The organism is Prevotella mikamonis, from assembly GCF_055381405.1.
This window is the reverse complement of sequence record NZ_AP035785.1, coordinates 545,754-570,051: the sequence shown is the minus strand read 5'-3', so window position 1 is coordinate 570,051 and position 24,298 is coordinate 545,754. Positions and strand designations below refer to the sequence as shown.

The following is a 24,298-nucleotide window of genomic DNA, read 5'->3' as shown; positions in this document are numbered from 1 at the left end:
AACTATGATTTAGTACTTAATTCTGATTGTTTTCTGCCAGCATCCGTTTTCTCTTCCTCTGCTTCTACCAAGTCATACTCCTTGGTCTTCATAAGGCGAGAAATTTCTTCATAAAGATTGACACATGCCCATGCGTCAATGCTCGCATACAACTGCTGCTTGTCATTTAAGACATCAGCATCCCAATTGGTCAGACGCTGACGTTTGCTGATTTTCTCATGAAATATATTTGCATACAGCTTCTGTAAACTCAAATCTTTAATACCTATAAGGCCGACAATATCTTGCAAATCAATGAAAAAACCTGGTACAAAGGCAGTACGCCGATGCAGAGCCAACAAGTCATCATGCCAAGACAGGCCGATTTTGGGGACGGTCGTATCTTCCAATAATCTGATTATCGGCGGACACATCCCTATCCTATTCAACCGAAACAAGAAACATGTATCATGGTTTGCCACCTGCAACAGAGAAACTTTATGCGTCTCTCCCTTATGAAAGGCAGGCCGTGTCTCTGTATCGACTCCTAAAATCTTACTTGTCAGCAGATAGTCTACAGCTTTTTCAGCCTCCTGCTCCGACAAGACTGTGATAATCCGTCCCGAAAATGAGACCGGTGGCAATAGGCTAATGGCTTTCTTATCAAATTTGCTATATATGGTTTTTCTCATAAAGGGAAGTCTAATAGGTTGCAAAATTAGAAAAAAGATATGAATTTATAGGCGGTTATCACTTTTTTACACTATTTTTGCAATTAAATTTTTAAATACGCAAAAAGAGAGAATGGCAAGAAAAAAATCTGAACATAAGCCTAAAAATATAAGCGAAGCAATCGGTTTTAAAAATAATATTGGTAGCGAAAAATCAGACTTTCTATTAGGTATAGTCCTCGTTATAGTGGCAGTATATGTCATTATTGCCATGACATCCTATTTCTCCACCGGACAAGCGGACCAAAGCTTGCTGGAAGATTTAAGACCGGGAGAATGGCTCAATAGCAATCATGAGTTTTCAAATTACTGTGGTTCACTCGGTGCAATCATTGCATACGAGCTGATTACTGTCAACTTCGGTCTCACAGCCTTTTTCATTCCTGCTTTCATTATTTTGGCCGGATTACGTCTGATGCGTGCTTACAGGGTCAATCTATGGAAGTGGTTTCTGTGCATGATGATTATCATGATTTGGGGCTCTGTCACACTTGCCAAGTTCCTCACTCCTTTTATGGGAAGCCAAGTCTTCAATCCCGGTGGGAATCATGGTCTATTCTGCGTTCAACAACTGGAAAATGTAGTTGGCCCTCCAGGACTTACGGCCATCTTGGTGCTTGTAGCATTGGCTTTCCTCACCTACCTAAGTGCCGAAACTATCGAAGTTATCAGAAAGGCGCTCAATCCTGTGAAGTATCTTACTAATAAGGTGAAGTTCAGTGTAACTAACTTCTCACACCACGAAGAGAATACTATCGAACCGGAATCCATAGCCAATACAGCCCCTGCTGAAGCAGAGGAAGAGGACGATACGGAGGAAACGGTTGCTGTCATCCCTCAAGAAGAAAAGGTTTCACCGGTAGTAGACCTGACTAATTTTGCTCCTTTGCAAAAACCGGAAAAGACAGATACCAAAGTTCCTACTGCTCCTATACTCGGTGAAACCGGCGATAATACGCTCAAAGTCGAGATTGCCAAACAAGAAGAAGCTGCCAATGGCAAGAATCTAAACATTGAAGAGATTCTGAAAACTCCCATCAATCCGTTGGAACCGTATACAAAATACAAGTTCCCCACACTGGACTTGCTCAAAAAGTACGATGACAACGGTAGTCCACAAGTGGATATGGAGGAAATCAAAGCCAATAATGCACGCATTGTAGAAGTACTCAATAGCTTCCGTGTCAGCATCAAAGAGATTAAGGCAACGGTAGGCCCGACCATCACCCTATACGAAATCACACCGGCGGAAGGTGTCAGAATCAGCAAAATCAGGAATCTGGAAGATGATATTGCACTTAGCCTTTCGGCCCTAGGTATTCGTATCATCGCTCCCATTCCTGGCAAGGGGACTATCGGTATAGAAGTGCCGAACAAGCATCCGCAGATAGTCTCAATGGAAAGCATCCTCAATTCCAAGAGATTCCAAGAGACCAAGATGGAACTGCCATTGGCAATCGGCAAAACCATTACCAATGAAGTATTCATGGTAGACTTGGCTAAATTGCCCCACTTACTTGTAGCTGGTGCTACGGGACAAGGTAAATCCGTAGGTCTCAATGCCATTATCACCTCCCTCCTCTATAAGAAACATCCGAATGAATTGAAGTTTGTGCTGGTCGACCCCAAGAAAGTCGAGTTCAGCATCTACCATAAAATTGCCTCTCACATGATGGCTTGTCTTCCCGAAAACGATGACGAACCCATCATTACAGACGTTACCAAGGTTGTCAAGACGCTGAAAAGTCTGTGTGCACTCATGGACCATCGCTATGATTTACTAAAGATTGCAGGGGCTAAGAATATCAAAGAATATAATAAGAAATATGTCAATCACGAACTGAACCTGACTAAGGGACATGAATACATGCCCTACATCGTGGTTATTATCGACGAGTTCGGCGATTTGATTATGACAGCCGGCAAGGAAATTGAGTTGCCAATAGCACGTATTGCCCAGTTGGCACGTGCCGTAGGTATCCACATGGTCATTGCTACTCAACGCCCGACGACACATATCATCACCGGTAATATCAAGGCCAACTTCCCTGGCAGAATGGCATTCAGAGTGAGTTCGCAGATTGACTCCAGAACTATCCTCGACCGTTCGGGAGCTAACCAATTGGTAGGCCGCGGCGACTTACTGTTCTTAAACGGCAACGAACCGGTACGTGTACAATGTGCTTTCGTCGACACTCCGGAAATAGAGAATGTCAATCATTACATCTGCAACCAACCTGGACCTGTTGAACCCATGGAATTACCAGAGCCTCCATCCGACGAAGGTGGTAACATTGGAAACGGAGGCAGTGCCGACATACAGAATCTTGACCCCTTCTTCGAAGAAGCTGCACACGCCATCGTCATTTCACAACAAGGCTCTACCAGCATGATTCAGCGACGATTCTCTATCGGCTACAACAGAGCTGGTCGCCTAATGGACCAATTGGAACAAGTAGGTATCGTGGGTGCAGCACAAGGTTCCAAGCCACGCGACGTATTAATCCAAGACGAAAACCAGCTGAACATGCTGCTCGCACAACTTCATGGAGCCTGATATATAGTCGCATTAGGACTGAAAGACAAATTCAAGAGTTCTTAAAGTTAGATAAATACACTAAAAGTCTCATTCATTCACAGTGTATTTATCTAACTTTGCTCATATAAAACCAAACGAAATATGAACAAGAAAATCTTCACATTATTATTTCTGATACTCGTTATCCTCGGCAGTCTGCAAGCCCAGACCTCTGCCCAGACCATGCAAATACTCAACAAGACCGCAGCAACATTGAATGCCAAAGGAGGAGCTAGTGCCAATTTTGCTATCTCAGGGGGAAATATAGGAAAATCAAGCGGCACGATAACTATCAAAAAGAACAAATTTGTAGCTCAATCAGCACAGGCTACTATATGGTATAATGGTAAGACCCAGTGGACTTACATGAAAAGTTCCAACGAAGTCAACGTCACTACTCCCAACGAAGCCAAGCAAGCTGTAATGAATCCCTATGCGTTTGTAAACATCTATAAAACTGGTTACAACATGTCGTCTACCACGCAAGGAAACAGTTATAAGATTCATTTGACAGCACAAAATGCCAAACGACCACTCAAAGAGCTTTATCTACTTATCAACAAGCAGACCTACGTTCCAAGCCAAGTAAAGGTATTACAAGGGAAAAATTGGCTCACCATCAATATCACCAATTTCCAAAAGAAGAAGGTATCAGACAGTACTTTCTCCTTTAACTCCAAGGAATATCCCTCAGCAGAAGTGATTGATTTGCGGTAGGTAGTATCCTTTCCAACCACTACGAGACGGAGATTAATCATCCAGCTATCAACCTCATATTACTGCTACGGCTTTGCATAAATTCTGCAAAGCCGTAGCAGTTTTTCTGTTAAGCCCTTGCAGCAACACTGTTCGGGCCTTGCAGTAATTCCACTGAAAAATATAACTTTCTTTAACCTGTTCAAGTAACATTTGTTACCAATACACCATCCCCCTCCTTCTTACCTTTGCATTATCAATAACCAATTATTATATATAAATATTATGATGGAAAATAAGATGTTCTGTTACCAATGTCAAGAGACTGCAAAGGGAATAGGATGTACTTTGAGAGGTGTATGTGGCAAATTACCCCAGACCAGCAGATACATGGATTTGCTCCTTAGTATCAGCCGTGGTATCGGTACGATTGACCACGAGTTGTACAAAGCAGGCATCAATACAGGCATAGAAGTCGATGACTTTATCGTAGATGCACTATTTACAACCATTACCAACGCCAACTTTGATGATGAAGCATTGCTACAACGTATTGACACTGGAATAGAACTCAAGAAACGACTCATTGCGCAAGCTGTTCAAAACAATATCGCCCTACCCGACTATCAAGAGGTAATCTGGAATGGCGACAGAAACGAATATGATGCCGAAGGTGACAGGCAGGGCATTCTCCGTAATGCCAACGAAGACCTACGCTCGCTCAAAGAACTCACCATCCTAGGTCTAAAGGGAATTGCAGCCTATTATGAACACGCTGCACGCCTTGGTTACCGCGACGAAACCATCACCGACTTCATGAGTACGGCGCTCGCCGGCATTACTAATCCCGATGCAGAAATGAACACACTGCTCAATTTAGTATTGGAAACAGGAAAGCTGGGTGTGGCTGTCATGGCATTGCTCGACAAAGCCAATACCACATCATACGGCAATCCTGAAATCACCAAGGTAAACATCGGCGTCGGCAAGAGACCGGGTATCTTGATTTCCGGACACGACTTGCACGACATCGAAGATCTGCTGAAACAGACAGAGGGTACAGGAATCGATGTATATACACACGGCGAAATGCTTCCTGCACACTATTATCCCCAATTAAAGAAATACAAACATCTTGTAGGAAACTATGGTAATGCGTGGTGGAAACAGAAAGAAGAATTCTCTACATTCAACGGCCCCATTGTATTTACTACCAACTGTATCGTTCCGCCACTGCCAAATGCGAACTACAAAGACCGTGTATTCACCATGAACGCCACCGGCTTTCCCGGCTGGAAGCATATAAAAGCACAACCCAACGGTCATAAAGACTTCTCCGAGGTAATAGCAGTGGCCAAGACATGTGAAGCTCCAACTGAAATAGAACGGGGAGAAATTATCGGTGGATTTGCCCATAACCAAGTCTTTGCCCTTGCCGATAAGATTGTCGAGGCTGTCAAAAGCGGTGCGATTCGTAAATTCGTTGTCATGGGAGGATGCGACGGAAGGTTCAAAGACCGCAACTATTATACAGAGTTTGCACAAAAGTTGCCAAATGACGTCGTCATTCTTACATCAGGATGTGCCAAATATAAATACAACAAACTGAATCTTGGCGACATCAACGGCATACCCCGTGTACTGGATGCAGGTCAATGTAATGACTCTTATACATGGGCAGTTGTTGCTCTGAAGCTAAAGGAAATATTCGGCACAGCCGACATCAACGACCTACCGATAGCATTCAATATTGCATGGTACGAGCAGAAGGCTGTCATTGTGCTATTGGCACTGCTGAGCTTAGGAATCAAGAACATACATATAGGCCCGACATTACCGGCCTTTGTCTCGCCAAACGTACTCAAAGTCCTCATAGACAACTTCGGTCTAGGCGGGATTACGACTGTAGAAGAGGATTTGAAATTGATGATTGGGTAACAGACATTCCCTACCCCATTTGCATTTGCAACGGTTCTTCCTTAACCATTAGGTTGAGAAAGAACCGTTGTTCTTGTATGGTAAGTTTTTTTTTAGTACCTTTGCACCTAATTATTATAATAAGGTATATACAGAAAAATGATAACAGTTTCGAATCTTGCCATCCAGTTTGGAAAAAGAGTTCTTTATAAAGATGTGAATTTGAAGTTCACCCATGGAAACATCTATGGAGTGATTGGAGCTAACGGTGCAGGTAAATCAACCCTGCTGAAAGCAATCAGCGGAGAGCTTGAACCCAACAAGGGGACAGTAGAACTGGGTCCGGGCGAACGTCTCTCTGTGCTGGAACAGGACCACTTCAAGTATGACACCTTCAAGGTTTTGGACACAGTTCTTATGGGGCATCAACCTCTATGGGCTAACATGAAAGAGCGCGAAGCCCTCTATTCCAAACCGGAAATGACAGAAGAAGATGGTAACAAGGCTGCCGAACTTGAAGAGAAATTCGCAGAGATGAATGGTTGGGAAGCCGAGAGCGAGGCTGCACAACTACTCCAAAACCTAGGAATCAAGGAAGACAGGCACGATAAACTGACAGGCGAACTTTCTAATAATGAGAAAGTACGTGTCATGCTGGCCAAGGCTCTCTTCGGTCACCCGGATAACCTGTTGCTCGATGAGCCTACCAACGACCTGGACCTTGACACTGTAGAATGGCTGGAAGAGTATCTAGGCAATGTTGAGCAGACAGTACTGGTTGTCAGCCACGACCGTCACTTTTTGGATGCCGTAAGTACTCAGACGGTAGACATAGACTTCGGCAAGGTGACAGTATTCTCCGGAAACTATAGTTTCTGGTATGAGAGTTCACAGTTGGCACTCCGCCAGGCACAGAATCAGCGCATGAAAGCCGATGAGAAGCGTAAGCAGTTGGAAGAGTTTATCCGTCGTTTCTCTGCCAATGTGGCAAAGAGCCGCCAGACTACCAGCCGCAAGAAAATGCTGGAGAGACTGAATGTTGAAGAGATTCGCCCCAGTAGCCGCAAATATCCCGGTATTATTTTCCAAATGGAGCGTGAAGCAGGAAATCAAATTCTTGAAGTAGAAGGATTAAAAGCTGTCGATACAGACGGAACAATACTTTTCGACAATGTGAACTTCAATATTGAAAAAGGCCAGAAGGTTGTATTCCTAAGCCATAATCCCAAAGCCATGACTGCCCTGTTTGAAATCATCAATGGCAACAGGGAAGCTACGGCCGGAACTTATAAGTGGGGTATTACCATTACAACCGCTTATCTCCCTCTGGACAATACAGAATTCTTCAATAGCGAGATGAACCTTGTCGACTGGCTCGGACAATACGGAACTGGAAACGAAGTCATGATGAAGGGCTATCTCGGCAGGATGTTGTTCAGTGGCGAAGAAGTAGAAAAAAAGGTCAACGTACTTTCCGGTGGAGAAAAAATGCGTTGTATGATTGCACGAATGCAGCTGCAAAATGCAAACTGCTTGATTCTGGACACTCCGACTAACCACTTGGACTTGGAGAGTATTCAAGCTTTTAACAACAATTTGGTTAACTTCAAGGGTAACGTATTGTTCTCTAGCCACGACCACGAATTTATCGAAACCGTAGCCAATCGTATCATCGAATTGACTCCATCCGGAACCATAGATAAGCTGATGAGCTATGACGAATATATTTACGACGAGCAACTAAAGGCTCAGAGAGCAACTATGTATTAAGAAAGTGTCATCTTTTCGAGGAATATAAAGATGGCATAGCATTTGCTTACTAGTCTATAAATTGTATATATGATGTCAGAAGAGAATATAAAAGAAACAGAGCAGAATACTGAGAATACTCAGCAGTCTGAAGAATCTACCGAGAATTCACAAGCCAAGGTGGAAACTCAGGAAACCGAAGCTAGTGTCGAAGAAGCAAAAGAATTAAATCCTTTAACAGATGTACAGCAGAAGTTAGACAGTCTGACCGATCAATATCTTCGCACAGTGGCAGAATTTGAAAACTACAAGAAGCGCACTCGGAAAGAGAAAGCCGAATTGATAGAGAATGGTGGAGAGCGTTCTATTTCCGCTATTCTTCCTATTATCGACGATTTCGAACGCGCACTAGACGATAAGACAGAAGACCCAAAAGCCATCAAAGAAGGCATGGAACTCATATTTAAAAAGTTCATGAAATCTTTGGAAGGACTTGGAGTGAAGAAAATTGAAACAGAAGATGCCGACTTCAATACCGATTTCCACGAAGCTATAGCCATGGTTCCCGGTATGGGAGATGACAAAAAGGGCAAGATTATCGACTGTGTTCTTACAGGATACACACTCAACAACAAGGTGATTCGTCATGCCAAGGTGGCAGTAGGACAATAATATGGCACAGAAAAGAGACTACTATGAAGTGCTGGGGTTGGACAAAAACGCCTCAGAAGACGATATAAAGAAAGCTTATCGAAAGCTGGCTATCAAGTATCATCCGGATAAAAATCCCGGTAACAAGGAAGCTGAGGAGAAATTTAAGGAAGCCGCAGAAGCTTACGATACTCTCCATGATCCACAGAAACGGCAGCAATACGACCAATTCGGATTCAATGCACCTGGTGGAGGATTTGGTGGCGGATTCAGCGGTGGGATGGACATGGACGATATTTTCTCTATGTTTGGAGATATATTCGGTGGCCACTCCGGTTTTAGTGGATTTGGCGGATTCGGCGGTGGCGGTCAACAACAGAAACCGCAATATCGTGGAGCAGACTTAAGACTGAAGGTAAGACTATCTTTGAAAGAAGTGGCAACAGGAGTTGTCAAGAAGTTCAAAGTCAGAAAAGATGTTGAATGCGAACACTGTCATGGTTCTGGTGCAGAAGCAGGAAGCAGCTCTGAAACTTGCCCTACCTGTGGCGGAAGAGGTTTTGTCGTAAAGACAGTCCGTACAATGCTCGGTATGATGCAAACTCAAACGGAATGCCCTACGTGTCATGGAGAAGGAAGCGTCATCAAAAACAAATGCCATGAATGCCATGGCAGCGGTGTTAAGAAAGGCGAGGAAGTTGTAGAAATCAAGATTCCGGCAGGTGTTGCCCAAGGTATGGTTGTCAATGTTCCCGGTAAAGGAAATGCCGGCCAGCATAATGGCATCCCCGGTGACATTCAAGTCTATATTGAGGAAGAAGAAAACGACACCTTCGTAAGAGACGGGCAAGATTTGATTTACAACTTATTGCTGGATTTCCCTACAGCCACTCTGGGTGGTGAAGTTGAGATTCCAACGCTTCAAGATACCAAAGTAAAAATCAAAGTCGAACCTGGAACACAGCCCGGAAAAACCCTCAGACTACGCGGAAAGGGACTTCCTGCTGTCAGTGGGTATGGAAGTGGCATCGGAGACATGGTCGTAAACATCAGTGTATATATTCCCAAGACATTGACAGCCGATGAGAAAAACGTTCTGAAAGAGTGGATGTCGCATGATAACTTCAAGGGAGACAGTGCCACAAAGCGAACGATATTCCAGAAATTTAAAAACTACTTTTCTTGAGAATGAACTATAAAGAAACTGTAGAATACCTATTCAATAGCACCCCTGTTTTCGAACATGTGGGTGCTACTGCATATAAAGAGGGGTTGTCAAATACGCATATACTTGATAAACACTTTGGTTCTCCACATCAAGGATACAAAACGATTCACATAGCAGGAACCAACGGTAAGGGTTCTTGCTCGCATACCCTAGCTTCCATCCTACAGGCAAGCGGGTACAAAGTTGGCTTATATACAAGTCCGCATCTCATCGATTTCAGAGAACGAATCAGGGTAAACGGAGAAAGTATCAGCGAAGAATATGTCGTAGACTTCGTTGCGAAAGAAAAAGAATTCTTTCATCCTCTCCATCCTAGTTTCTTTGAATTAACCACAGCCTTGGCCTTTAAATATTTCAAAGATGCACAGGTAGACATTGCCGTCATTGAAGTGGGACTCGGCGGGCGTCTTGACTGTACAAACATTATTACTCCACTACTTTCTATCATTACGAATATCAGTTTCGACCATACACAATTTCTTGGAAATACAATTACTAAAATTTCCACAGAGAAAGCCGGTATTATCAAGCCTTTCACTCCTGTCGTTATAGGGGAATATACAGAAGAAAGCAAGCCCGTATTCCTACAGAAAGCTACCGAATGTTCCTCTCCTATTATATTTGCAGAAGACTGTAAAGACATTATTGAGGCAAAGGTCTGCCCACAAGGAGGAATAGACTATCAATCCAAACAATTCGGACATATTCACGGAGAGCTTAGCGGGACTTATCAAATCAAAAATACAAATACTGTCTTAGCAGCTATTTCACTTCTCCAACAGAGTTTGCACATCTCTCAAGAAGATATTCGAACAGGTTTTGCCGATGTATGCAAAACTACGGGATTAATGGGAAGATGGATGACTATTCGCGAGGTTCCAAAGGTAATTTGCGATACGGGACATAATGTAGGTGGATGGAAATATATAGCCTCACAACTCAGGAATCAACAATATAAGACTTTACACATGGTCTTTGGAATGGTGGATGATAAAGACATCATGTCTGTAATGGAAATGCTGCCACCTGATGCTACATTCTATTGGACAAGAGCTTACAGCAAACGTGCCATACCAGCAGAGCGGATTCAAACTATAGGAGATTCGCTAGGATACAAAGGCCAACACTTTCCAACCGTAGAAGAAGCATATCTGGAAGCCTTGAAGTATGCCGCCAAAGAAGACCTTATTTTCGTAGGCGGATCTAGCTATATAGTGGCAGATTTGCTCACCTTTTTACGCTCTGCCACCAACCATTAAAGGATGATTCTAAAAAAATGTAGCAGCCTATTTTTTTTCAGTTTTTAATTTGGGTTATTCATTTTTTTTCAGTTACTTTGCAATAGAGAAAAGTAACTAAAAACTTTACGATATTATGAGCACAACAGAAACTGAAAACATTTGTGGTCTGAAGAGAGAGGATTTTCAGACCACTATTGGAGGCAAAGAAACAGACCTCTACATCCTGAAGAATGCAAGCGGAAACGAAGTTGCTATTACAAATTATGGTGGTGCCCTTGTTGCCATTATGGTTCCTGATAAAAACGGCAAGATTGCCAATGTGATTCAGGGACACGATAACATCCAAGACGTTATTAATTCTCCAGAACCTTATCTGTCAACTCTTATCGGACGATACGGTAATAGGATTGCCAAAGGTAAATTCCAACTGAATAGCAAGAAATATGAATTATTCGTTAACAATGGACCAAACAGTCTACATGGCGGAAAAGAAGGTTGGAATGCAAAGGTTTGGGATGCAGTCTTGATGAACCGTCAGGAACTTTCATTGACTTATGTATCGCCCTATGGTGAGGAAGGATATACCGGAGAGGTGAAAGTTCATGTTACATACACATGGACAGATGAAGACGAACTTGTCATTAACTATTTGGCAGAAACCAATAAAAAAACGATTATTAATCTTACAAACCACGGTTTCTTTGCCTTGGCTGGAATTGCCAATCCTACTCCAACCATTGATAATCTGATTTGCGAGATTAATGCAGATTACTATTTGCCCATAGATGAGACATCTGTTCCTACTGGTGAAATCCTCAAGGTTGCAGGCACTCCATTCGATTTCCGTAGTCCTAAGCCCGTTGGACAAGACATAGATGCTGATGACGAGCAAATCAAGAATGGTGCAGGATATGATCATTGCTATGTCCTCAACAAAAAAGAAGAAGGAGAAATGTCATTTGCAGCAAAGATTACAGAGCCTAATAGCGGAAGAACTATGGAGGTGTATACTACCGAACCCGGTGTCCAGCTTTACACTCATAACTGGGCTACAGGCTATCCCGGACAGCATGGTGCAACTTTCGGACGTCGTTCTGCGATTTGTTTTGAATGTCAACACTTCCCTGACACCCCTAACCATCCTTATTTCCCAAGCGTACAACTCTGCCCGGATAGAAAATACAAACAGAAGACTATCTATAAGTTCGGCATAGAAAAATAATACCTTTTTCAATTAGGAAATAAATCATAAATTTTAAATTAATACAATGAGTCAACAAAAAAAACAATGGAGTGCCATTATCATGATGATTGCGCTCTTTGCAATGATTGCATTCGTTACCAACCTCTGCAATCCTATGGCAACAATTCTCAAAAACCAATTTGCGGTTTCCAATGTTCTTGCACAGGTAGGAAACTATGGAAACTATATGGCATACCTATTAATGGGTATCCCTTCTGGTATGCTCATCAGAAAGATTGGCTACAAGAAAACTGCTATGGCAGCCCTCATCATTGGTATCATAGGTCTTCTGTTCCAGTGGTACAGCGGTATGGCTTCTAGCAACAACTTCCTTATTTACTTGATTGGTGCATTTGTTGCCGGCTGTACCATGTGTATGCTCAACACAGTTGTTAATCCTATGCTGAACCTTCTTGGCGGAGGTGGTAACAATGGAAACCAATTGATTCAGATTGGTGGTACATTCAACTCTGCAGCAGCCGTAGCCTGCTATATCGTAATGGGTGCTCTTGTAGGTGATGCAGCAAAAGCTAAAATATCTGATGCTACCCCAGCCCTGATGTTGGCTATCGCAATCTTTGCCGTTGCACTGATTGTTATTGCTTTCACAAAAATCGAAGAGCCCAAGAGCGAGCCTGTGCAGAAGGCCGTTAGCACAGAGAAAGATCCTCACAGTGCATTCTCTTTCCGCCACTTTAACTTAGGTATCCTTGCTATCTTTATGTATATGGGAGTAGAAATCGGTGTACCTAACTATGTCAACCAATATCTGACAACTGCACCCAACGCTGCTACACCAGGTTTGGGAATGGACACACAGATTGCCGGTCTTATCGTTGCTGTATACTTCTTGTTTATGATGATTGGCCGCTTTACCGGTGGTGTCATTGGCTCTAAGGTTTCTGCCAAGATGATGTTGACCATTACATCGGGAGTATCAATTATTCTGACTCTCTTCGGTATGGCTATTTTCCAGGGTCTCCAAGCATTCGTTGCTGACTTTACCGGTTCATTCCTCACCTCTTATTGGGTAGTTGTATTATGTGCAGCTTACATCCTGTTCTATGCCCTCATCGGTTATAAGAATGTCAACACAGATATTCCAGTAGAATAACTTATAATGATTGCTAACACCTAACTAATTTATATTATGAATATCGAACATGTAAGAAGTAGATTCATCAAACACTTTGATGGTCAAACAGGTAATATATATACATCGCCCGGCCGTATCAATCTCATCGGCGAGCATACTGACTATAACGGTGGATTTGTATTCCCTGGCGCTGTAGACAAAGGTATCATGGCAGAAATCAGACCTAACGGAACTGATACTGTCATGTGCTACTCTATCGACTTAAAGGACAGAGTTGAATTTAAGGTAAATGATCCAGAAGGTCCACGTGCAACATGGGCACGCTATATCTATGGTGTCATCCAAGAAATGAAGAAACTCGGTGTAGAGGTCAAAGGATTTAATACAGCTTTCGCCGGTGACGTTCCACTTGGCGCAGGTATGAGTTCCAGTGCTGCATTAGAAAGTTGCTTCGCATACGCTTTGAACGACTTATTCGGTGACAACAAAGTATCTAAGTGGGACTTGGCACTAGCTGGGCAAGCTACAGAGCACAATTATATCGGTGTAAACTGTGGTATCATGGATCAATTTGCGAGTGTATTTGGTCAAGAAGGGAAACTGATGAGACTTGATTGCCGCAGCCGTGAGTTTGAATATTTCCCATTCAATCCCAAAGGATATAAGCTGGTTTTGGTTGATTCCAAAGTAAAACATGAGCTAAAAGGCTCTCCTTACAATGACCGTAGAAACAGTTGCGAGAACGTTGTAAAGCATATTGCAGCAAAATACCCTAACCAGCATTTTGAAACTTTGCGCGACTGCATATGGGAACAACTGGAAGCTGTGCGTGCAGAAGTTGGTGAGGAAGATTACACCCGTGCACATTTCGTTCTTGGGGAGAAAGATCGTGTTCTCGCAGTATGCGATGCCTTGGAAAAAGGAGATTACGAAACTGTCGGTCAAAAGATGTTTGAAACACACTATGGCCTAAGCAAGGAATACGAAGTAAGCTGCGAAGAGCTAGATTTCCTGAACGATCTTGCAAAAGAGTGTGGCGTAACAGGAAGCCGAATCATGGGAGGTGGCTTTGGAGGATGTACCATCAATCTTGTAAAGGACGAGCTTTATGATAGCTTCATCGCTACAGCCAGACAAAAATACACAGAGAAATTCGGTCACGAACCAGGAGTTTACGATGTGATTATCAGTGACGGTAGTAGAAAAGTTTGCTAATACCCACTATCTGAAATAGAGAATCCCCACAAACAGGTTACCATGTTGTGGGGATTTTTATTTCTGTATTCTAGAATCTATCCATTACATTCAGTCAATCCACTAGGAGTATAACCATCGAAAACAAAAGAAATAAGGGTAAGGAATATATGCAATCCCCTACCCTCATCCACAAATATTTACTATACTTATTTTTGTTCTACACGCTCCGTATCACCTGGTAAATGGAACTGATATCTTTGGTCGAACACCTTATTGACTGTGTTAATCTCCAAGAAGGTTGTACCTCCGCCTTCGCCGAAACTACCACTTAAGTAGGCAATCTTATCTTCCAGATTGATATATCCCTTCTGTCTCAACATTCTCAATGCTGCAAAGAACATGTATTGTGAAGAGACATGCTCCTTCTGATAAATAGGAATCACACCATAACTCAAATTCAACCAACGCTGCGTCTTGTCTTTATAGCAGATGGCAAGCACAGGCACCGGACCTCTAAAGGCTGCTAGATTACGAGCAGTCTGACCAGTCTCACTGTCCGTAATAATACCTTGTACACCTAATTGAACAGTAGATTCAATTGCAGCATGAGCCAAGAACTCACGCTGATCACAACCAGTATTAATAGGAATCTCAATATCATTCTCGCGCTGCTTATCTCGCTCTGCTTCTTCTGCAATCCTTGCCATAGTCTGAACGGCCTCGATGGGATATTTTCCGCTAGCAGTCTCACCACTCAACATCAGTGCATCTGTACGATAATAAATAGCATTTGCAATATCCGTCACTTCCGCTCTAGTTGGGCGAGGATTGTTAATCATCGTATGAAGCATTTGGGTTGCAACTATCACAGGTCTCTTCCTTAGAATACACTTTCGGATAATTTGGCGTTGAATACCAGGAATACGCTCAATAGGAACTTCTATTCCTAAATCGCCTCGAGCAACCATAATACCATAAGAAGCATCAATAATCTCGTCGATATTATCAACTCCTTCTTGATTCTCTATCTTTGATATGATTTTAATATCGCTCTTATGTGCATCTAGGATAGATTGTACGGCCTTAATATCTGCGGCATTACGCACAAAAGAGTGAGCGATAAAATCAATATCCAGTTCTATTGCCAAAAGAATATTCTGCTCATCTTTCTCTGTAATGGCAGGCAAGTCAATATGTTCACCAGGCACATTAACGCTCTTTCTTGCGCCAAGCATTCCATCATTCTGCACCTGACCGATTAGCATTGGGCCTACATTCTCTATAATCTTCACATCCAATTCACCATCGTCAAACAGCAAATGATCATTGACTTTTACATCCTTGCAGATGTCAGCATAACTCAGGTTGATAATATCATGAGAAGTATCCATTCCCGGACGGCCAAATATCTTCACTACATCTCCTGTCTTATATGATATAGGAGTCTCTACCGAGGTCGTTCTGATTTCTGGTCCTTTAGTATCAATCATGATACCTATATGTGGAGATACAGCACGGATATTCTTTACAATCGTGCGAATACCATCAGGAGTTGCATGAGCCGTATTAATACGTGCTACATTCATTCCTGCAAAAAAAAGCTTTCTAATAAAATCCTGATCACACCTGCGATCGCTGATTGAAGCTACTATCTTAGTTTGTTTCATGTTGTTAGCGATTTATTATATATTGCAAAGTTACGGAATTCAAAATGAAAATACGAATAGAGAAAATACAAAAATAGTAATTTAGTCAAAATATATCGTCGAATCATACTGAAACGAACAATATCAGTCATGGAAAACAAGAATCCCCACTGTCACCTCATTCGAAGCAACAGTGGGGATTCTAGTATCTTGCACAAACTTTAGAATGGCAAATCACTGTCCTGTTCATCTTCCATGACAGGAGCTGACGGGCCTACGGGTTGCGCAGAAACAGGCGTATTACCAAATGTTCCAACCGGAGCTGCACCAGGAACCATACCAATAGAAGCCGGATCAACAGGTCTTACATCGAAAGCACGAATGTTGTTAAACCAACGTCCATTATACTCATGTGCATCAATATCGAAAGACACTGAAATCTCTTGCCCCACTTGAATGTTAAATCTTTGTAGGCGCTCAGCACCAAATACATCAAAAACCATTTTATGCGGATAAGCCTCATGCGTTTCAATCACAAAACTTTGAGATTTCCATTCACCACGGGCAGAGACACCACTGCGCTCAGGAAGTACTGCTATAACTTTTCCTTGTAACTCCATTATATTTTTATTTAATACTATTGATAACTTTGTAGTTTGCGAAATTACTAAAATAGTTCTAAAAAGAAAACATTTCATACATTTTTTTTGTCGGTGACAATGGTTTTTCGTATTTTTGTGCAACAGAAAATCAGATTAATAATTTTAAACAACATACTAATGAGATTTACGATTTCTAGCAGCTTACTCAGCAACAGACTGCAGTCATTGGCAAAGGTAATCAATAATAAGAACACATTGCCTATCCTAGATAGTTTCCTGTTCGAGGTATCTGGCAACGAATTATTCATCACCGCATCAGATAGTGAGAATGTTATTAAGTCTACGCTCACACTGGATGAATCCGATCAAAATGGAATTTTCGCAATACCGAGTAAAACTTTGTTAGATGCCGTGAAAGAATTGCCTGAGCAACCTCTAACCTTCGAAATAGATACAAATTCATACACTGTGCAGATTATATACCAGAATGGTGTCTACAATTTCACTGCACAGAATGCCAACGAGTACCCCAAAAACAATTCTATCACAGATGACATAACAGTTATCACCATCCCTGCATCTGTATTATTAGAAAATGTATCTCGCTCTATCTTTGCCACCGGCCAAGACGAGCTAAGACCCGTAATGAGTGGTATATATTTTGATTTGACAAGTGGGAATCTGGCCATTGTAGCCAGTGACGGGCACAAGCTTGTGCGCAATCAAATTCTAAATATCAGGAATTCTACTCCTGCATCTTTTATTCTTCCCAAGAAGCCTGCAATGCTATTGAAAGGCATCTTGGCCAAAGATGACACAGAAGTAATTATCAAGTTCAATACAAGAACTGCCGAATTTACAACCAACAATACTGTCCTTACCTGTAGACTGATTGAAGGGAAATACCCAAATTACAATTCTGTTATTCCACAGAACAATCCTAACAAGCTCACCATCGACAGAAAAATTCTGATTGGTGCCCTCCGTCGTGTGCTTCCTTTTGCCAGCGAAAGCAGCCAATTGGTTCGTTTCCATTTGACAAGTGGCAAACTGCAATTGAGTTCAGAGGATGTAGACTTCGCTACCAGTGCTAAGGAAGAAATTATATGCGACTATGATTCTTCTATCATCAGCATCGGCTTCAAGGGTAGTTCTATGCAGGAAATCCTCAACAATATGGAGAGCGAAGAAGTAGATATCTTGTTGGCAGACCCAAGCCGTGCCGGTATCGTTATCCCTACCCAGCAGCCAGAGAACCAAAATATTCTCATGCTGATTATGCCAATGCTTCTGAACGATTAATTTTTTCAAATGAAACTCAACCTAAAAAAGCCCTTGGTAGTCTTCGACTTGGAGTCTACCGGGCTTGATCTCGTTAAAGACCGCATCATTCAAATATCATACATCAAAGTTTTACCTGACGGAAGTGAAATTCGTGGAGACTACAAGGTAAATCCCTGTCAGCCTATTCCACAGGAAGTATCTGCCTTAACGGGTATTACAGACGAGAGTGTAGCAGATGCTCCTTCTTTTAAGGAACTGTCTTCTAAACTCTATGAAGAATTCAAAGGCTGTGACTTCGCAGGTTTCAATTCCAATCGCTTTGATGTTCCCATGCTCTCCGAAGAGTTTCTACGTGCAGGAATCGACTTCGATTTCTCTAAATCCCGTCTCATTGACATACAGACTATCTTTCACAAGATGGAGCGCAGAAATCTTGCAGCAGCCTATGAATTCTATTGCGGCAGGAAGATGGAAGACGATTTCGAAGCCCACCGTGCAGATCAAGATACGGAAGCTACCTATCGGGTTTTACTTGGTGAGCTAGACATGTACTCACCCGACAAGCAGTCCGATCCAGAAAGAATATTACCCAACGATATGGATACATTGGCAGAATTCTCCAAGATGAACGCCAATGTAGACTTTGCAGGGCGTATTATATGGAAACCGATCTTAAATAAGGAAGGTGTTCCGGTAACCGACAAGGATGGCAAAGAGCAACTTATCGAAGTTTTCAATTTTGGTAAATATAAGGGAATACCAGTTGCCGATGTCCTGAAACGTGATCCGGGATATTATAGCTGGATGCTTGCAGGAGACTTTACAAATAACACCAAACAAGTCCTTACACGTATCAGACTAAAAGAGTTCAACAACAGATAGTAGCCGAATCTTTAATTAGTGAATTCCAATGTTAAAAGGCAAACACATTGTTCTGGGCATTACAGGGAGTATCGCAGCCTATAAGGCTTGCACTCTTATCCGCCTGCTTATAAAAGCCGGCGCAGAAGTTCAAGTCGTAATCACCCCTGCCGGCAAGGAGTTTGTTACTCCCCTTACCCTCTCTACTTTAACAAGAAAGCCAACCATCAGCGAATTCTTCTCTCAAAGAGATGGTACATGGAATTCTCATGTCGATCTTGGTTTATGGGCCGACTGTATGCTCATTGCTCCCTGCACAGCCTCTACCATTGGGAAAATGGCTCACGGGGTTGCCGATAACATGCTCATTACTACTTATCTGAGCATGAAGGCAAAAGTTTTTGTGGCTCCGGCTATGGACTTAGACATGTTTGCACATCCTTCTACACAACAAAACCTATCCACCCTTCAAAGCTATGGAAATACCATCATAGAACCTCAATCAGGTTTCCTTGCAAGCGGACTTGAAGGAAAAGGGCGTATGGCTGAGCCTGAAACCATCGTAGACACCATTGAGCAGTATTTCCAGCACCAATCTTCTCTGAAAAAAAGGGTACTCATAACCGCCGGCCCTACATTCGAGAAAATTGACCCGGTCAGATTTATGGGTAACTATTCTTCTGGCAAAATGGGATTTGCCATAGCTGCAGAGTGTGCTGCCAGAGGAGCAGACGTTACTCTCATTGCAGGCCCTGTACATCTCCCTACCCCTCAAAATGTCCATAGAATAGACGTAGAGAGTGCCGAACAAATGTATGAGCAAGCCACCAAGTATTTCCCTGAATCAGATATTACAATATTAAGTGCGGCGGTTGCTGATTTCACCTTTGAACAGAAAAGTGATTCCAAGCTAAAGCGTACACACGATAATCTGGAATTATCTCTCATTCCGACAAAAGACATTGCAGCCTCTCTTGGCAAAAACAAGAAAGCCAATCAAGTCTTAGTTGCATTTGCCCTAGAGACAGATCACGAGCTAGAAAATGCAACAAATAAACTCATAAGGAAGAATGCAGATTTCATTGTGATGAATTCTACACAGATTCCCGGCACGACATTTCAAAGCGACGATAATCAAATCACAATTATCTACCGTAACGGAGAATGCAAAGCTTTCGAGAAAAAAAGCAAGAAAGACGTTGCAAAAGACATTGTCAACGCATTAGAAGACTATAAATAATTTTGTGGTGATGAGGATTTATGCAAAACTCATATTCTTTCTTCTATATCTCATGTTACAGCCTTCTACTGCACATGGGCAGGAGCTATTAGCAAAAGTCACCATCAATCATTCCCAAGTACAAGGTACTGATGAGACTGTATTCAACAGTCTACAGAAGTCGATTGAGCAATTTCTCAATGACAGACAGTGGACATCACTTGTTTTCCAGAAAAACGAAAGAATCAACTGTTCTTTCAATATCACCATTACCAAATACGACAAAGACAATAACCAACTGACCGCAAGAGCTCTCATCCAAGCCAACAGACCTGTATATAATTCTGCCTATACATCTACTATATACAACAACATTGATAACAATTTCAATTTTGATTTTTCTCAATTCGATCAATTAAATTTTACTGAAACCACGATAGATAATCAATTGACAGCCTTACTGGCCTATTACGCTCTACTCATTATCGGAACTAACCAAGATACGTTTGCTCCCATGGGTGGAGAAGAGATTTTGCAACGCTGCTATACATTGGTAAATAACGCACAGAGCCTAAGTTTCACTGGTTGGAAAAGCTTTGAAGATTCCAGAAACAGGTTTGCCATCATCAATGATTATTTAGACGAGGGAATGAAACCTTTCCGCCAACTGCAATACAATTACTATCGTACAGGGCTTGACGAGATGCAGACAAATGCAGCCAGAGGCAGGACTAATATCTCCAAATCACTAGAAAACGACTTGCAGCAGGCGCATACCAACAAACCGCTTAGTATGCTTCCGCAGATATGGACCGATTTCAAGAAAGACGAATTAGTCAACATTTATCATACTCAAGGGACTCAAAAAGAGAAACAAGCCATATATGACTTACTCACCCGAATCAATGCAAGCCAGAATACCGCGTGGGAGAAAATCTTAAAATAAAAGTCTTACAAACATTATGCTGAAACAATTACATATAAAAAACTTCACCATAATCAAGGAATTAAATATTGATTTCTTTCCCGGATTTTCCGTCATAACTGGTGAAACCGGAGCTGGAAAAAGTATCATCCTTGGAGCTATCGGCCTGCTATTAGGTCAGAGGGCAGATAGCAAATCTGTGAAACCCGGTTCAACCAAATGTGTCATCGAAGCCCACTTCGATTTATCTGGCTATTCGCTAGAATCGTTCTTTCAAAAAAACGACATAGACTACGAACCTCAAGACAGTATCATCCGACGAGAGATTAGTGCCACTGGGAAAAGCCGTGCCTTTATCAATGATACTCCAGTTTCTCTCTCTGTTATCAAAGAATTAGGAGAAAATCTGCTTGACATACACAGTCAACATCAGAATCTGCTATTGCAAAAGGAAGATTTCCAGTTGCAGGTAATAGATATTCTGGCAAACAATGCAAAGGAATTAGCTGATTATCAACATTGTTACAAACAGCTAAAAACATTGCAAAACCAACTGAAAGAGCTGGCTGAGAACATTCAGAAGAATAAGGAGAATCAAGACTATCTGCAATTCAGACTTCAAGAGCTTACAGATGCCAACCTCAACGACAGCTCCGAACAAGAGATATTGGAGCAAGAGGTTGCAGCAATAGAACATGCCGAAAGCATCAAAGCTGCTTACTACGAAACTGACAATCTACTGTCTGGAGACGATTATGGAGTTATCCAACATATCAGGAATGCTTCAGAAAGCCTCCATTCCATCGAGAACTATCATGCTGGAGCGAAAGTTTTGGCAGAAAGATTAGACCAATTACATATCGAAGTCAAGGATATTGCACAAGAAGTATCAGGAAATGTCGATTCCATCGAGTATGACCCTCAACTGCAAGACAGACTTAACCAACGTCTAGATGTCATCTATTCGTTACAGCAGAAGTTTCACGTCGAATCTATTCAGGACTTGATGCGTGAACGGGATGTCCTTGCTGCACAGCTCAATGAAATTGGAAACTACGATGACAAATTAGCCGAACTCACCCAAGAGATTACCTTCCTTGAGAAACAATGTAATGACAAAGCCATAAGTCTTTCTAAATCAAGAATTAAAGCATCAAGACTGACCGAGGAAGAAATGCACCGACGGCTTGTTCCAATGGGCATCCCCAATGTTAAATTCGAAGTATCCATCAAACCCAAAGACTTGTCTCCCGACGGTTGCGATAAGGTCTCGTTTCTTTTCAGTGCAAATAAGAATTCCCCCCTCCAGCCCATCAGTCAAGTGGCATCAGGTGGTGAAATAGCCAGAGTGATGTTCTCACTGAAAGCCATGATTAGCGGAGCTATCAAATTACCGACGATTATTTTCGACGAAGTAGATACAGGAATCAGCGGCCGAGTTGCTGAGCAAATGGCCAAAATCATGAATGAAATGGGCATGAACGGCCGACAAGTCATCAGCATCACCCATCTTCCGCAGATTGCCGCATTGGGTACACACCATTACAAGGTGTCAAAAAGCGACACAGAGGAAGGTACAGAGAGCCAGATGCTCTTGCTCTCTACCGAAGACAGAGTGCAAGAGATTGCACAAATGCTTAGTGGAAGCAGTGTGACCAAAGAAGCCATCAACAATGCGAGGGCACTGCTCGACTACGAAACAACCAAATAGAAAACATTAACAATTATGACAAACATACGCTATCACATCACACTATTTGCATTACTATTATTGAGCATGGTTCAGGGATATGCCCAATCAAGCAACGTGAAGAATATTGCGAAATCAGTATTTACCCTGACAACCTTTAACAAAGACGGTTCGATACATGCTTCCTGCAAAGGTTTCTTCGTTGGAAACAAGGGAGAAGCCGTAAGCCTGTTAACTCCATTCAAAGGTGCTGCGAGTGCCGTCGTTGTCGATGGAAACGGCAATAAACACCCTGTCACCGGCATTTGGGGAGCTAATGAACTTTATGACATTTGTAAATTCCATGCCGGCAACATTTCGACTCCAGCTCCACTTGCACAGAATCCTGCCACCGTAGGTTCCAAGACTTTCCTTGTAGACTACTCCATGAAATCGAGTGTCACCACTCCGTTGTCCGTCACAAAGGTTGAGAAGTTCAATCAGACCTTCAATTATTACGTCTTCGACAAGACTATTGCCGAGTCGGCTACCGGTACACCCATCAGCAATGCCAACGGACAAATCGTCGGTATAGCCCAATTATCAGGTGACGGCGGAACGGTACACGCTACGGATGTACGCCTGGTAAATGATTTCAAGACGACAGGATTATCCCTCAGCGACCCTATTCTCAGAACCACCGATATACGTGCTATGCTCCCTGCCGACGAGCAACAAGCACTCCTGATGGTGATGATGTCTGCCCAGCAATGCGACTCACTTACCCATGCCCAATACGTAGATGACTATATCCAAGCCTTTCCCAAATCATCCGAAGGCTATTCCACCAAAGCCCTGTTGCTCGTTGAAGCCAAGAAATACGAGCAAGCAGACAAACTGATGATGCAATCTATCGCCAACAGTACCAAAAAAGATGAAGCCCATTCCAATTATGCAAAGGTGATACTCCGAAAAGAGATATACCATAGTCAGGACGCCTATCCGGCATGGAACATGGACAAAGCACTAGCCGAGGCACAGGAAGCCTACAAAATTACCCCTGCCCCTATCTATCAGCACCAGATTGCACAAATCATCTATGCAAAGGGGCAGTACGAAGAGGCCTACAAGCAATTCATGGATTTGACCAAAACACCGCTCAGAAACGGTGAACTCTTCTACGAGGCTGCGCAATGCAAGCAACAGTTAAAAGCTCCACAAACGGAAATCATGGCATTACTGGATAGTGCTATAGCAGCCTGCCCACGGCCACTCACAAGCGTGGCTGCCCCCTATATCCTGGCCAAGGCATACGCCTATGACGAGAATAAGGAATGGCGTAAGGCGCTTGCCAATTACAATCAATACGACACACTGATGCTCGGACGCGTAGACCATTTCTTCTATTATACCCGCTATAAATGCGAACTGCAAGTCAGACAATATCAGCAGGCACTCACAGACATAGCCAGAGCCTTGATTCTGAATCCTCAAGAACCGACATACTATGCCGAGATGGCTTCATTGCAATTACGTGTCAGACGATTTGACGACGCATACGAAACTTCCAGACGATGTACGATGCTCGCACCGGAATATGCCGACGGCTGGCTGTTGCTCGGATTGGCACAGATGGAACGCAACCAGAAAGAAGAGGCCAAGAAAGCATTAGAGAAGGCCAAGGAGTTGGGAGACACGCGGGCTGACCAATACCTGAAGAAACTATAATAACCATATCATACAGACGAAGAGCCAAGACCGGCTCGGCAGTTCACTACCATCATAT

General features: G+C 42.6%; 19 protein-coding genes. 16 read left to right on the top strand and 3 right to left on the bottom strand.

What is annotated here, in order from left to right; translation table 11 throughout:
• Positions 1-2 precede the first annotated feature (2 nt).
• Positions 3-671: a 3'-5' exonuclease gene (locus tag ACZ42L_RS02460; RefSeq protein WP_464716519.1), complete on the bottom strand. Its 669-nt coding sequence runs from the start codon at positions 669-671 to the stop codon at positions 3-5.
• Positions 672-783: 112 nt separating this feature from the next.
• Between ACZ42L_RS02460 and ACZ42L_RS02455 the strand changes: the two genes are divergently transcribed.
• From ACZ42L_RS02455 to galK, 10 genes are all read left to right on the top strand, one after another.
• Complete coding sequence (locus ACZ42L_RS02455; RefSeq protein ID WP_464716518.1) at positions 784-3,267, top strand: FtsK/SpoIIIE family DNA translocase; 2,484 nt, start codon at positions 784-786, stop codon at positions 3,265-3,267.
• A 123-nt stretch (positions 3,268-3,390) separates the two neighbouring features.
• The gene (gene lolA1 / locus ACZ42L_RS02450) at positions 3,391-4,005 is read left to right on the top strand and encodes an outer membrane lipoprotein periplasmic chaperone LolA1 (RefSeq protein ID WP_464716517.1); all 615 of its coding nucleotides are present in this window, start codon (positions 3,391-3,393) and stop codon (positions 4,003-4,005) included.
• 264 nt (positions 4,006-4,269) lie between these two features.
• A complete protein-coding gene (gene hcp, locus ACZ42L_RS02445) occupies positions 4,270-5,922 on the top strand; it encodes a hydroxylamine reductase (RefSeq protein WP_464700445.1) in 1,653 nt (550 codons plus the stop codon).
• 138 nt (positions 5,923-6,060) lie between these two features.
• The gene (locus ACZ42L_RS02440) at positions 6,061-7,671 is read left to right on the top strand and encodes an ABC-F family ATP-binding cassette domain-containing protein (RefSeq protein WP_464716516.1); all 1,611 of its coding nucleotides are present in this window, start codon (positions 6,061-6,063) and stop codon (positions 7,669-7,671) included.
• Between the two features lie 69 nt (positions 7,672-7,740).
• The gene (locus ACZ42L_RS02435) at positions 7,741-8,322 is read left to right on the top strand and encodes a nucleotide exchange factor GrpE (protein WP_464716515.1); all 582 of its coding nucleotides are present in this window, start codon (positions 7,741-7,743) and stop codon (positions 8,320-8,322) included.
• A 1-nt stretch (position 8,323) separates the two neighbouring features.
• A complete protein-coding gene (gene dnaJ, locus ACZ42L_RS02430) occupies positions 8,324-9,487 on the top strand; it encodes a molecular chaperone DnaJ (protein ID WP_464700440.1) in 1,164 nt (387 codons plus the stop codon).
• 2 nt (positions 9,488-9,489) lie between these two features.
• Positions 9,490-10,788 carry a bifunctional folylpolyglutamate synthase/dihydrofolate synthase gene (locus ACZ42L_RS02425; RefSeq protein ID WP_464716514.1) on the top strand — a complete coding sequence of 433 codons (1,299 nt, stop codon included), beginning with the start codon at positions 9,490-9,492 and terminating at the stop codon, positions 10,786-10,788.
• Between the two features lie 112 nt (positions 10,789-10,900).
• Complete coding sequence (locus ACZ42L_RS02420; protein WP_464716969.1) at positions 10,901-11,992, top strand: aldose epimerase family protein; 1,092 nt, start codon at positions 10,901-10,903, stop codon at positions 11,990-11,992.
• Positions 11,993-12,038: 46 nt separating this feature from the next.
• The gene (locus ACZ42L_RS02415) at positions 12,039-13,127 is read left to right on the top strand and encodes an MFS transporter (RefSeq protein ID WP_464716513.1); all 1,089 of its coding nucleotides are present in this window, start codon (positions 12,039-12,041) and stop codon (positions 13,125-13,127) included.
• Between the two features lie 36 nt (positions 13,128-13,163).
• Positions 13,164-14,324, top strand: coding sequence for a galactokinase (gene galK, locus ACZ42L_RS02410; protein WP_464716512.1), 1,161 nt, complete (start codon positions 13,164-13,166; stop codon positions 14,322-14,324).
• 188 nt (positions 14,325-14,512) lie between these two features.
• On the opposite strand, the gene pyk is transcribed toward galK, so the two are convergent.
• A complete protein-coding gene (gene pyk, locus ACZ42L_RS02405) occupies positions 14,513-15,973 on the bottom strand; it encodes a pyruvate kinase (protein ID WP_464716511.1) in 1,461 nt (486 codons plus the stop codon).
• A gap of 200 nt (positions 15,974-16,173) precedes the next feature.
• Entirely contained in the window at positions 16,174-16,572 is a 399-nt protein-coding gene (locus ACZ42L_RS02400) for a DUF3127 domain-containing protein (protein WP_464716968.1), read from the bottom strand.
• A 159-nt stretch (positions 16,573-16,731) separates the two neighbouring features.
• Between ACZ42L_RS02400 and dnaN the strand changes: the two genes are divergently transcribed.
• From dnaN to ACZ42L_RS02370, 6 genes are read left to right on the top strand one after another with little or no spacing between them, the layout of a single operon-like run.
• Positions 16,732-17,856 (top strand): DNA polymerase III subunit beta, encoded by a 1,125-nt coding sequence (gene dnaN, locus ACZ42L_RS02395; RefSeq protein WP_464716510.1) that lies wholly within the window; start codon positions 16,732-16,734, stop codon positions 17,854-17,856.
• 9 nt (positions 17,857-17,865) lie between these two features.
• The gene (locus ACZ42L_RS02390; RefSeq protein WP_464706563.1) at positions 17,866-18,720 is read left to right on the top strand and encodes an exonuclease domain-containing protein; all 855 of its coding nucleotides are present in this window, start codon (positions 17,866-17,868) and stop codon (positions 18,718-18,720) included.
• 28 nt (positions 18,721-18,748) lie between these two features.
• Positions 18,749-19,939, top strand: a complete 1,191-nt coding sequence (gene coaBC, locus ACZ42L_RS02385) for a bifunctional phosphopantothenoylcysteine decarboxylase/phosphopantothenate--cysteine ligase CoaBC (RefSeq protein ID WP_464706562.1) — start codon at positions 18,749-18,751, stop codon at positions 19,937-19,939.
• 10 nt (positions 19,940-19,949) lie between these two features.
• The gene (porD, locus tag ACZ42L_RS02380) at positions 19,950-20,864 is read left to right on the top strand and encodes a type IX secretion system protein PorD (protein ID WP_464716509.1); all 915 of its coding nucleotides are present in this window, start codon (positions 19,950-19,952) and stop codon (positions 20,862-20,864) included.
• A 16-nt stretch (positions 20,865-20,880) separates the two neighbouring features.
• The gene (recN, locus tag ACZ42L_RS02375) at positions 20,881-22,554 is read left to right on the top strand and encodes a DNA repair protein RecN (protein ID WP_464716508.1); all 1,674 of its coding nucleotides are present in this window, start codon (positions 20,881-20,883) and stop codon (positions 22,552-22,554) included.
• Between the two features lie 15 nt (positions 22,555-22,569).
• Positions 22,570-24,240, top strand: coding sequence for a tetratricopeptide repeat protein (locus ACZ42L_RS02370; protein WP_464716507.1), 1,671 nt, complete (start codon positions 22,570-22,572; stop codon positions 24,238-24,240).
• The last annotated feature ends 58 nt before the right edge of the window (positions 24,241-24,298 follow it).

Coding starts and splice junctions, on each gene's coding strand:
- ACZ42L_RS02460 (WP_464716519.1), bottom strand. CDS start 671: ATGAGAAAAACCATATATAGCAAATTTGATAAGAAAGCCATTAGCCTA.
- dnaN (WP_464716510.1), top strand. CDS start 16,732: ATGAGATTTACGATTTCTAGCAGCTTACTCAGCAACAGACTGCAGTCA.
- ACZ42L_RS02390 (WP_464706563.1), top strand. CDS start 17,866: ATGAAACTCAACCTAAAAAAGCCCTTGGTAGTCTTCGACTTGGAGTCT.
- ACZ42L_RS02370 (WP_464716507.1), top strand. CDS start 22,570: ATGACAAACATACGCTATCACATCACACTATTTGCATTACTATTATTG.
- coaBC (WP_464706562.1), top strand. CDS start 18,749: ATGTTAAAAGGCAAACACATTGTTCTGGGCATTACAGGGAGTATCGCA.
- recN (WP_464716508.1), top strand. CDS start 20,881: ATGCTGAAACAATTACATATAAAAAACTTCACCATAATCAAGGAATTA.
- ACZ42L_RS02415 (WP_464716513.1), top strand. CDS start 12,039: ATGAGTCAACAAAAAAAACAATGGAGTGCCATTATCATGATGATTGCG.
- ACZ42L_RS02455 (WP_464716518.1), top strand. CDS start 784: ATGGCAAGAAAAAAATCTGAACATAAGCCTAAAAATATAAGCGAAGCA.
- ACZ42L_RS02435 (WP_464716515.1), top strand. CDS start 7,741: ATGATGTCAGAAGAGAATATAAAAGAAACAGAGCAGAATACTGAGAAT.
- ACZ42L_RS02425 (WP_464716514.1), top strand. CDS start 9,490: ATGAACTATAAAGAAACTGTAGAATACCTATTCAATAGCACCCCTGTT.
- ACZ42L_RS02440 (WP_464716516.1), top strand. CDS start 6,061: ATGATAACAGTTTCGAATCTTGCCATCCAGTTTGGAAAAAGAGTTCTT.
- hcp (WP_464700445.1), top strand. CDS start 4,270: ATGATGGAAAATAAGATGTTCTGTTACCAATGTCAAGAGACTGCAAAG.
- porD (WP_464716509.1), top strand. CDS start 19,950: ATGAGGATTTATGCAAAACTCATATTCTTTCTTCTATATCTCATGTTA.
- ACZ42L_RS02400 (WP_464716968.1), bottom strand. CDS start 16,572: ATGGAGTTACAAGGAAAAGTTATAGCAGTACTTCCTGAGCGCAGTGGT.
- lolA1 (WP_464716517.1), top strand. CDS start 3,391: ATGAACAAGAAAATCTTCACATTATTATTTCTGATACTCGTTATCCTC.
- pyk (WP_464716511.1), bottom strand. CDS start 15,973: ATGAAACAAACTAAGATAGTAGCTTCAATCAGCGATCGCAGGTGTGAT.
- dnaJ (WP_464700440.1), top strand. CDS start 8,324: ATGGCACAGAAAAGAGACTACTATGAAGTGCTGGGGTTGGACAAAAAC.
- galK (WP_464716512.1), top strand. CDS start 13,164: ATGAATATCGAACATGTAAGAAGTAGATTCATCAAACACTTTGATGGT.